We start from the raw sequence: 8,962 nt of genomic DNA on the forward strand, positions 1-8,962 counted from the left end.
AACACCGATGATCAAGCGCCTAATCCAGAACACGGTGATTTCGGCGTTTGCCTTCGGCGTGGCCGCCTTGCTGGGCCTCGCAGTCATTCCGCTGATCATCGGTACCTGGGGGGTGACCGAGTTCGGCCTCATCGTCATCTCGCGACTGCTGCTTCCCAGTGGCATGATGGCGGTGCTGGACCTCGGCCTGTCCGAAGTCGCCACCCAGGTCGTCGCGCGCGCGCGCGAGCACCGTAACTGGACCCAGGCCAGCCGCCAGATCGCCTTCCTGGCCGCGGCCTCCATCGCTCTTGCCTTGATCCTCAGCGCCGCGATCTGGCTCGCGACGCCGCTGTTCGTCATCGCGATGAAAGTTGACGCCGCACACCTCGATACGTTCGCCCGCATCATGCATTACACGGCCCTCGCGAATCTGATCTTCGTTCCGGCGCTGGTGTGGGAAGGCATTGTCAAAGGCTTCGAGCGCTACAACCTGCTCCGCGCCGCCGAGGTCACGTCGACGGCGGCCTATGTCGGCCTGACATTCGCAGCATCGTGGGCGGCGGCAGGCTTCGAGGTGGTCGCCTACATCTATCTCGCCACCCTGGTGGCCCGCGCCGTCGTCATCGGTATTGCCGCCTTCGTCGCCCTGCGGCACAAGCACGTGCGATTGCTGCCCTGGACCCGGGACATCCGAAAGGACATTCTGCATCGTTGCCTGCTGCTGCTGCAAGGCAAGCTGATGGGCGGCATTTCCGGACCGTTTCAACCGTTCCTGATCGGATTGCTGTTCGGCCCCAGGGCCGTCGGCACCTACGACGCGCTGGTACGATTGTCGCGGCTCTCCAAGGTTGTGGTCAGTCTCCTGACTTCCGCTCTGCTTCCGGTTGCCAGTCGGCTCGACGAGCGCGGCAGCGCCGCGTCGTTCCAGCGCCTCGGCGACCTCGGCGTCGTCATGATGCCGATGTTCGTCGTACCGCCGCTCGCCAGCACCGCTATCCTTTCGCCTCAAATCATGGAGATCTGGATCGGCCCGCTTCTTGCGCCCTACGCGTTCTGGATGGGCCTCAGCTTCCTGGTTCCGATCTGCGCGCAATATGTGGCAACCGGCAGCCTGATCTTCCTGACGCGGCCCGAGGTGCAGGCCAAGCTCAACCGGCTGGTGGCCGTTCAGCTTCTGATCTGGGCGGCGATCTCCGCCGCGACACTGCATTTGTTCGCGGAACGCGCCCTGATACTTGGCCAGGTCATCGGCAGTATCGCCGTGCTTCCCTTGCAGTTGAGAGAGTTGCGCAGTGCACTCGAGCTCGATCGCAATCAGTTCGCGAAGATGATCGGAACCCAGTTCGCAATCCTCCTCCTGGCAAGCGTTTTTCTAGCAACAATTGCAGGTTACATTCGGTTCGACAGCGTGCTAAAGCTCGCGCTCGGTTCCATGGTTTTCTGTCTGGTGACCTGGGTGCTCCAATACTTCCTGGTGCTGGAGAAGCGGCACCGGAGTGTATTTCCCGCCGTCGGGCAATTGATGGGACTGACATCCAAAAGCAGTTGAATGAACATCCACGCGACAGATACGAAAGCGGTCACTCCAGGGTTCGCTCCGGCGTCTTTGTCGGACAAGGCCATGAGCTATGCTATCGACGCAGCAAGGAGCATTGGCCGTCTTGCCTTGCGCCGCGTGAAGCGCACGGCCGACATCGTCGATTCCGAGTATAATCTGACGCATTGGCAGCGGATGCTGTCAGAAAAGAAATGGACCAAGGCTGCCAACGTCGACGAGTTCCTGATACAGAAGAACCCCGCGCTGGGTCTTCGCAAGGTGGACAATCAGATTTGCAGGACCGCGGCTGACGACTACTATCGCTATCGCGCCAGAGCCCTCGCCGACCTGCTGGCACGGCATACTGGTGGCGCCACGGAGGTCATCGAACTCGGCGCGGGCTGCGGCATCAATCTGCTGTCGCTTCACCTCAGTCATCCCGACTGGAGGCTCCGCGGGTTCGACATCGCGCCGAACGGCATTGCTGCGGGCCGGGAGATCGCAGCACATTTTGGCCTTTCGGACCGGATATCGCTCGACAAAATCGACCTGACCGACAGCAACGACCCGAACTATTCCGCCATCAAGGATCAGGTCGTCTTCACGTACTTCTGCATCGAGCAAATCCCTTATGACGTGCGCAAGGTGGTGGACAACATCATTGCTGCGAGGCCAAAGCGCGTCATCAACATCGAGCCGACGACGGAGCTACTGAATCTCTCGAGCCCCCGAGATATCGTCAGCTTCCTCTACATCCGTTCGGTCGACTACCAGACGCAGCTGTTCTCGACGCTCGACGATTACGAGCGGCAGGGCCGCCTCCGCGTCCTGGCGCGCGAACGAATGCCGTTCGCGCCGACGATCCACAATGATGGTTTTTTGTATTGCTGGGAGCCCACATGACAGCCATCGACACGACGACTGATCGGCCCGCCCCGAGCAAGCCAAAGGTCAGCCAATTCCGTCGCCTCCTGTGGCATGTCAATCGCACTGATCTTGGATGGGCGATAAAGGCAGCTCTGACCACCTTGCAGTTGCCAGCGCGCGCCAAACGCATCGAGCTCCTCAATCGGCTTCCCTCGAAGCCCGAATGGTCCGAGGCGAGCCGCAAGCTGGCGGCGGACGGGTATGTCGACGTGTCCGAGCTCGTGGACCGCAGCCTCGCTGAAGCGGTCGCTGCGGTGGGCGAGGCCAAGGTGAGCCGGCTGAACGAACTTACCGGCAAGCAGCAGCTCGGGCATAAGTCCTTCTGGGTCAGTCTGCTGGACGAAGACCTCGTCAACGGCGCATTCGCGACCGACCATCCTTTCGTGCGCTACGCCCTACAACCGGCTGCACTGCGCATCATCGGCGACTTCATGCACGATCTGCCACAATTGTCGGACGTATTGCTGACGCTGTCGCAACCCACTCCGAACCAAGCACTGAGTTACTCTCAGCTGTGGCATCTGGATCACGACGACAAGCGCGTGTGCAAGCTCTTCATCTATCTCACCGATGTAAGGGACACGGCCGACGGTCCGTTCACGTTCATCCCGGCCGGCCCGTCGAGGCCTTTCCGCAACACGCTGAAGAGCCACATGAGCGACGCACAGGTGTTCGCCAAGACCGGTCCTGACGCGGTCAAGGAAATGATCGCGCCGCGCCTGTCTTCCTTCATTGTGAACACGGCCCGCTGCCTGCACATGGGAAGCCGAATTCAGTCGGATCACAACCGCCTCCTCTACACGGCAACCTACATCCAACAGCCGCGCATCTTCCCCGAGCCGCCGCCGCGCTTCCGAGCGGCCGGCGCGCTGACGGAGCTCGAGCGCGCAGTAATGCGGCTCTGACGCGGCCGGCCGGGAGTCACATCTTGCGCATAGGCCTGGTGGTCGATCACCCCAAGCGTGACTTGCCGGGGGCGGTCATGCTCGGTTATCAACTCGCGCGACGCGGGGTCTCGGTCGTGCTGGTGCCGATGTACGAGCAGGCCGTCGATGTCCCACGGCTCGGGCTGGACGCACTGGTCGTCAACTACGCGCGTGCCGTCAATCTCGACCTGATGCGCAGCTTCGCCAAGGCGGGCCTCGCGCTTTACGTGCTCGATACCGAGGGCGGCGTGCTCGCCGAGAAAGGCGGCAATTCGCCACCGGCTATGGCGGCCCACATCAAGGGCAGCGGCTACGCGGACATCCTGACGGGCTATTTCTTCTGGGGCAGCCGGCTGCACGACGCCTTTCTCGCCGCCGAAACGATGAAGCCGGAGCAGCTTCACCTCACCGGATGCCCGCGCTTCGACTTTGCAGCCCCACGCTGGCGCACGCTGCTCGACGGCGAGCCGCGCGGCTACCTGCTCGTCAACGCCAACTTTCCGCTGGTCAATTCACGCTTCACCGGCAGGCCGGGCGGCGAGCGCGAAGCGATGGTGCGGGCCGGCTGGGACGGCACCTATGTCGATCGCTTCATCGCGGACCTGAAGCAGGTCTTCGCGAGCTATCTCGGCGAGATCGACCGGCTTGCCGCAGCGCGCCCCGACCGCAACATTCTCGTGCGACCGCACCCCTTCGAGAGAGAAGACGTCTACCGCAGCGCGCTCTCGCGCCACGCCAACGTCCTGATCGACGGCACCGGCAGCGTGCTCGACCGCATCCGCAATGCGGCCGCCGTCATTCATCTCAATTGTGGAACGGCCGTGGAATCGGTCCTGCTCGGCAAGCTCCCGCTCCAGCTCGAATACCTGAACACGCCAACGACCGCCGGCCATGCCGCGCTGCCCGCACGCGTGAGCCGGCCGGTCGCCTCGTTCGACGAGCTGCTTAGCGCCATCGACCATATCGAGCGCGAGACCGAGGCCTTCGATTTCGCCCGCGTTCACGCCGCCGATATCGAGGCATTCTTTCACCTGAACGACGGGCAAGCCGCCGAACGCGTCGCCGACGTCCTGACGCGCGCGCTGAACGCGCGCCGGCCCTACGTATCGCTGCTTGCCACCATGAAGGGCACGCGCGACAAGCCGAGCATCGGCCAGATCATCAAGGGCGCCGCCAGCGCCGCGCTCGGCTCGGCCGTCACCGAGCGGCTTCGCAGCCAATTCAATCCGGCCCGTCGCGACAAGCGGATCGCACCGTCCATCGTCCAGCCCCTGCTTCAGCGCATTGCCGCGCACGATCAGGCGAGCCCGTCGCAATATACGGCAAGGCGCGCACATTGCGCGATGACGGGCTTGCCGCTCGCGAGCATTGCGATCGAACACGCCCAATAGAGCCATGACAGCATCTGCGAAGACCATTCTCATCACCACGCTTGCCGAATACCAGACGCGGTTCTGGATTCCGGTGGCGCAACGCTTGCGCGCGGCAGGCCATGACGTGGAGCTGCTTGCCTTCGACGATCGCAGTGCCGAGATGTCGGTAGCCGAGGGCGTGCCGGTCACAAACATGTATCGCGAAGGCCTCAAGGCCGGCTCCTCGCCCGACGATCGCGGCGCCTTCGATACGCGCGTCGCATCTTACGGGTTGGACGGAACGAACTTCCTGTTCAGCCATGAGCGCTTCACCTTCGGGATCCGCGATAGCGCCGCCTTGCGCCGCCGCTTCATGATCTACGCCAACGCGATGGAGACGGTGCTCGACCGGCTGGAGCGGCAAGGCAAGCACGCGGAGCTGGTGCAGGAGCTCGGCGGCTTTCTCTCGGTGATCGCGAGCTTCTACGCCGCAAGGCGCCGCAACATCCGCAACTGGTTCATCGAGCCGTCGTTCTTTCGCGGCCGCATGTATTTCACGCCCGACACGCTCGGCGCGCCCGACGTGATGCCGACGCCGGCGGACACGGTTTCATCAGAGGTCCGCGCCTATCTCGACGACACGCTGACGCAGCGCGCGATCGTCATTCCCAAGAAGGACCAGCATCATTATTCGGCGGCCTTCAAGAAGATCGTCAATTTGCGCAACGCCAATCGTCTCGTCGAAAAGCTCTGGGACCAGTTCGCGCTCGGCAAGCACCAGGAATTCGGGCACAATCTGCGTCACGCTCAGGTGCATGCCGCGATGGCGCTTAACGCGACGCGGTTGCGCAAGCTCTACCAGCCGCTTCCCCAAACGCCCTTCGTCTACTATCCGTTCCACGTTCCGGCAGATATGGCGCTGACGCTTCGCTCGCCGGACTATCTCGACCAGGTCGCGACCGTCGACTTCCTGCTGCGCACGATCCCGGATTCGCATGTGCTGGTGGTGAAGGAGCATCCTGCCCAGATCGGGGCAATCTCGGCCGCCCGCCTGTTCGAGCTCGCGCACCGGTTCGACAATTTCGTGCTGTTGCCGCCGCAGACCAACAATTACACGGTGCTCGATCGCGCCGCTGCCGTCGTCTCCGTCAACAGCAAGTCGGGCGCCGAAGCGCTACTGCTCGGCAAGCCGGTGGTGGTGATGGGCGACGCATTCTACCGCTCCTGTCCGCTGGTCTATGCGGTCGATCGTCTGGCCGACGTACCCGCACGGTTGCGCGCGGCGCTCGCCGCCGGGCCGTTCGATCCCGCCAAGGGCGCGCCCTATTTCGAGTCGGCCTGGCGACGGTCTTATCCGGGCGAGCTCTATGTCAGCGACACCAAGCTGCTCGACACCTTTGCGGCCTCCTTGCGTACCGCAATCGCCGCGCCTGACCGCGCGAACTGAACGGACCCGTCATGCCGCTCGTTTCGATCATCACTCCATCCTGGAACGTCGAAGGCCTGATCGAGGAGACGATCCGCTCGGTGCAGAGCCAGACATTCACAGATTGGGAGCTCTTGATCGCCGACGACTGCTCGACGGACAAGACCCCGCAAATCATCGCCGGCATCGGCGAGCGCGATCCGCGCGTCAAGCTGATCCGGCAGGCGAAGAATGGCGGCCCGGCGCTGGCGCGACAGGCCGCGATCGACCAGGCGAAGGGCCGCTATCTCGCCTTCCTCGACAGCGACGATCTGTGGCTGCCCGAGAAGCTCGAGCGGCAGCTCGCCTTCGCGAAGGCAAAGCAGGCCGCACTCAGCTACACCGCCTTTCGCCGCATCAACGACACCAACACGGTGACTGGCCGGCTGATCGAGGTGCCGGCCTCGCTCGCCTATGGGCAGCTCCTGAAGAACACTGCGATCGCGACGCTGACCGCGATGGTCGACCGCGAGATCGCAGGTCCCGTCGCTATGAAGAACGAGGGCTACGACGATTTCTGCCTGTGGCTCTCGATCCTCAAGCGCGGCCATACCGCACACGGCCTCAACGAGGATCTGGCCCGTTACCGGGTCAGAGGCTCCTCGGTCTCCAGTCGTCCGCTGCGTTCGGCCAAATGGGTCTGGCAGATCTATCGCAACGTCGAGCAGCTCTCCTTGCCCCGGTCCGCCTGGTGCTTTGCCCATTGGGGGGCGCGGGCCTGGCTGAAACGGCGGGAATTCTAGAGGTATGGCGGGACCCGGCTGGAAAGAAATGCCAAAACAACCCCATGCACAGTAGGGATACTATAACACCTCCATCCAAACCCATTTGGCTATTGGCGAGTCCGGCCGTTGCCGATACCACTCAGCCTGCTCCCCGCGGACAATCTGGAACCGATCATGCCGTTTGAAAACTACAGGAACAGCCGCATCCTCGTGACCGGGGGCGCCGGGTTCATCGGTTCGCACCTCTGCGAGCGGCTGCTGGATGCCGGCGCCGAGGTGGTGTCCGCGGACAATTATTTCACCGGCAGCCGACGCAACATCGCCCATCTGATCGCAAATCCGCTGTTCGAGGCGGTCCGGCACGACGTCACCTTCCCGCTCTACATCGAGGTCGATGCGATCTTCAACCTGGCCTGTCCGGCCTCACCGATCCACTACCAGCGCGATCCCGTGCAGACCACCAAGACCTCGGTGCACGGCGCCATCAACATGCTGGGACTCGCCAAGCGCCTCAAGGCGCGCATCTTCCAGGCTTCGACCAGCGAGGTCTATGGCGATCCGCTGATCCACCCGCAGACCGAGGATTACTGGGGCAACGTCAACCCGATCGGCATCCGTTCCTGCTACGACGAGGGCAAGCGCTGCGCCGAAACGCTGTTCTTCGACTACTGGCGCCAGCACAGCCTGCCGATCAAGGTCGCGCGCATCTTTAACACCTACGGCCCGCGCATGCAGCCAAATGACGGTCGCGTGGTCTCGTCCTTCATCGTCCAGGCGCTGAAGGGCGAGCCGATCAGCGTGTTCGGCGACGGCGGCCAGACCCGCTCGTTCTGCTATGTCGACGATCTCGTCGAGGCCATCATGCGGTTGATGGTGACTGGGGAAGACGTCACCGGCCCGATCAATCTCGGCAACAATTCCGAGTTCACGATTCGCGAGCTCGCCGAAAAGGTCATCGAGCTCACCGGCTCGCGCTCCAAGCTCGAGTTCAAGCCGCTGCCGCAGGACGACCCGCGTCAGCGCCAGCCCGACCTCGCCAAGGCGAAGGCCGTGCTGAACTGGGAGCCGAAGGTTGCGCTCGAAGACGGGCTGAAGGAGACGATCGCTTACTTCAAGCACTCGCTCGAAATCGCCTGATCCCGCTCGCGGGCCATTCCCGTCACTGCGGATAGCTGCAATTTAGTCGCCAGGATGGGACATCGGCGAACCAAGACAGAGATGTTTGCCGGAGAAGCCTCACGGAAACGACATCGCCTTCAGGTCAGCTGGAAATCGAAATCGTGACGGGCCTGGAGAAAGTCGGCCAGAATGTCGATTGCAGCCGTACCGTGACTGTCCGCCGGTGAAGTCCACTGATCCGACGCGGTCCACGGATCGGCTGGTGCCGGGATAAAGTCCGGCGGCTCGGATGGAGCAGTCAGCGACGCCCCGCTTTGGGTGAAATCGAACGCGAAACCATCACCGGATGTCGGCGCAGCGCCCACCGTGCCGTCGCCGTTGAGGTCCTGCTGGAGCGTCGGCTCCAACGCTTTCAGAGACGGATCGGACCCGAGCACTTCCGGAGCCGCGGCAAGGGTGGTCAGGAAGTTGCCCGTGCTGTCAGTGCTCCAGACCGAGTAGTGCCCGTTGGCCGAGTTCTTCCAGACCACGTCGTAGCCGCCACTGGACACCTGCTCGGCAGCAATGACGGACCACGTCGTGTAATTGGCCGTGTCCACCACATTGCCTTGGTATTTCAGCGTTGGGCCGACGCCAGTCGAGATGTTGGTCAGATAGTAATTGCCGCCGGACACCACCACGCTGGTCGATCCCAACGCCTCGATCGTGACGGGGCTGGCAATCGGCACTCCGATCGTGCCGTCGCCATTGAGATCCTGCTGCAGCGTCGGCTCCAGTGCTTTCAGGGTCGGATCGCTCCCCAGGACCTCGGGAGCCGCGGCTAGCGTCGTCACGAAATTGCCGCTGCTGTCGGTGCTCCAGACCGAGTAGTGCCCATTGGCCGAGTTCTTCCAGACCACGTCGTAGCCGCCACCGGACACCTGCTCGGC

The 8,962-nt window shown here is 63.1% G+C and carries 7 protein-coding genes and 1 pseudogene; 7 read left to right on the top strand and 1 reads right to left on the bottom strand.

The features are described from left to right. Nucleotides 1-7: 7 nt before the first annotated feature. From GA0061099_RS33815 to GA0061099_RS33845, 7 genes are all read left to right on the top strand, one after another. Nucleotides 8-1,531, top strand: a complete 1,524-nt coding sequence (locus GA0061099_RS33815; protein WP_036029831.1) for an MATE family efflux transporter — start codon at nucleotides 8-10, stop codon at nucleotides 1,529-1,531. Continuing rightward, entirely contained in the window at nucleotides 1,532-2,422 is an 891-nt protein-coding gene (locus GA0061099_RS33820) for a class I SAM-dependent methyltransferase (RefSeq protein ID WP_036029829.1), read from the top strand. Next, a complete protein-coding gene (locus tag GA0061099_RS33825; RefSeq protein ID WP_050996163.1) occupies nucleotides 2,419-3,351 on the top strand; it encodes a hypothetical protein in 933 nt (310 codons plus the stop codon). The genes GA0061099_RS33820 and GA0061099_RS33825 overlap by 4 nt, the downstream gene beginning before the upstream one ends. A 23-nt stretch (nucleotides 3,352-3,374) precedes the next feature. Beyond that, on the top strand, nucleotides 3,375-4,763 hold the full coding sequence (locus GA0061099_RS33830; RefSeq protein WP_036029826.1) for a surface carbohydrate biosynthesis protein: 1,389 nt from the start codon (nucleotides 3,375-3,377) through the stop codon (nucleotides 4,761-4,763). Between the two features lie 4 nt (nucleotides 4,764-4,767). Continuing rightward, nucleotides 4,768-6,171, top strand: coding sequence for a capsular polysaccharide export protein, LipB/KpsS family (locus GA0061099_RS33835; protein ID WP_036029824.1), 1,404 nt, complete (start codon nucleotides 4,768-4,770; stop codon nucleotides 6,169-6,171). Between the two features lie 11 nt (nucleotides 6,172-6,182). Next, nucleotides 6,183-6,932 (top strand): glycosyltransferase family 2 protein, encoded by a 750-nt coding sequence (locus GA0061099_RS33840; RefSeq protein ID WP_036007432.1) that lies wholly within the window; start codon nucleotides 6,183-6,185, stop codon nucleotides 6,930-6,932. A 156-nt stretch (nucleotides 6,933-7,088) separates the two neighbouring features. Continuing rightward, nucleotides 7,089-8,051 (top strand): UDP-glucuronic acid decarboxylase family protein, encoded by a 963-nt coding sequence (locus GA0061099_RS33845; protein WP_036007439.1) that lies wholly within the window; start codon nucleotides 7,089-7,091, stop codon nucleotides 8,049-8,051. Between the two features lie 119 nt (nucleotides 8,052-8,170). Here the strand turns inward: GA0061099_RS33845 and GA0061099_RS33850 are convergent. After that, a pseudogene (locus GA0061099_RS33850) lies at nucleotides 8,171-8,962 on the bottom strand (M10 family metallopeptidase C-terminal domain-containing protein); the annotation flags it as partial.

It is taken from the genome of Bradyrhizobium yuanmingense, from assembly GCF_900094575.1.
Lineage (GTDB): Bacteria > Pseudomonadota > Alphaproteobacteria > Rhizobiales > Xanthobacteraceae > Bradyrhizobium > Bradyrhizobium yuanmingense.

Coding starts and splice junctions, on each gene's coding strand:
- GA0061099_RS33815 (WP_036029831.1), top strand. CDS start 8: ATGATCAAGCGCCTAATCCAGAACACGGTGATTTCGGCGTTTGCCTTC.
- GA0061099_RS33820 (WP_036029829.1), top strand. CDS start 1,532: ATGAACATCCACGCGACAGATACGAAAGCGGTCACTCCAGGGTTCGCT.
- GA0061099_RS33825 (WP_050996163.1), top strand. CDS start 2,419: ATGACAGCCATCGACACGACGACTGATCGGCCCGCCCCGAGCAAGCCA.
- GA0061099_RS33835 (WP_036029824.1), top strand. CDS start 4,768: ATGACAGCATCTGCGAAGACCATTCTCATCACCACGCTTGCCGAATAC.
- GA0061099_RS33840 (WP_036007432.1), top strand. CDS start 6,183: ATGCCGCTCGTTTCGATCATCACTCCATCCTGGAACGTCGAAGGCCTG.
- GA0061099_RS33845 (WP_036007439.1), top strand. CDS start 7,089: ATGCCGTTTGAAAACTACAGGAACAGCCGCATCCTCGTGACCGGGGGC.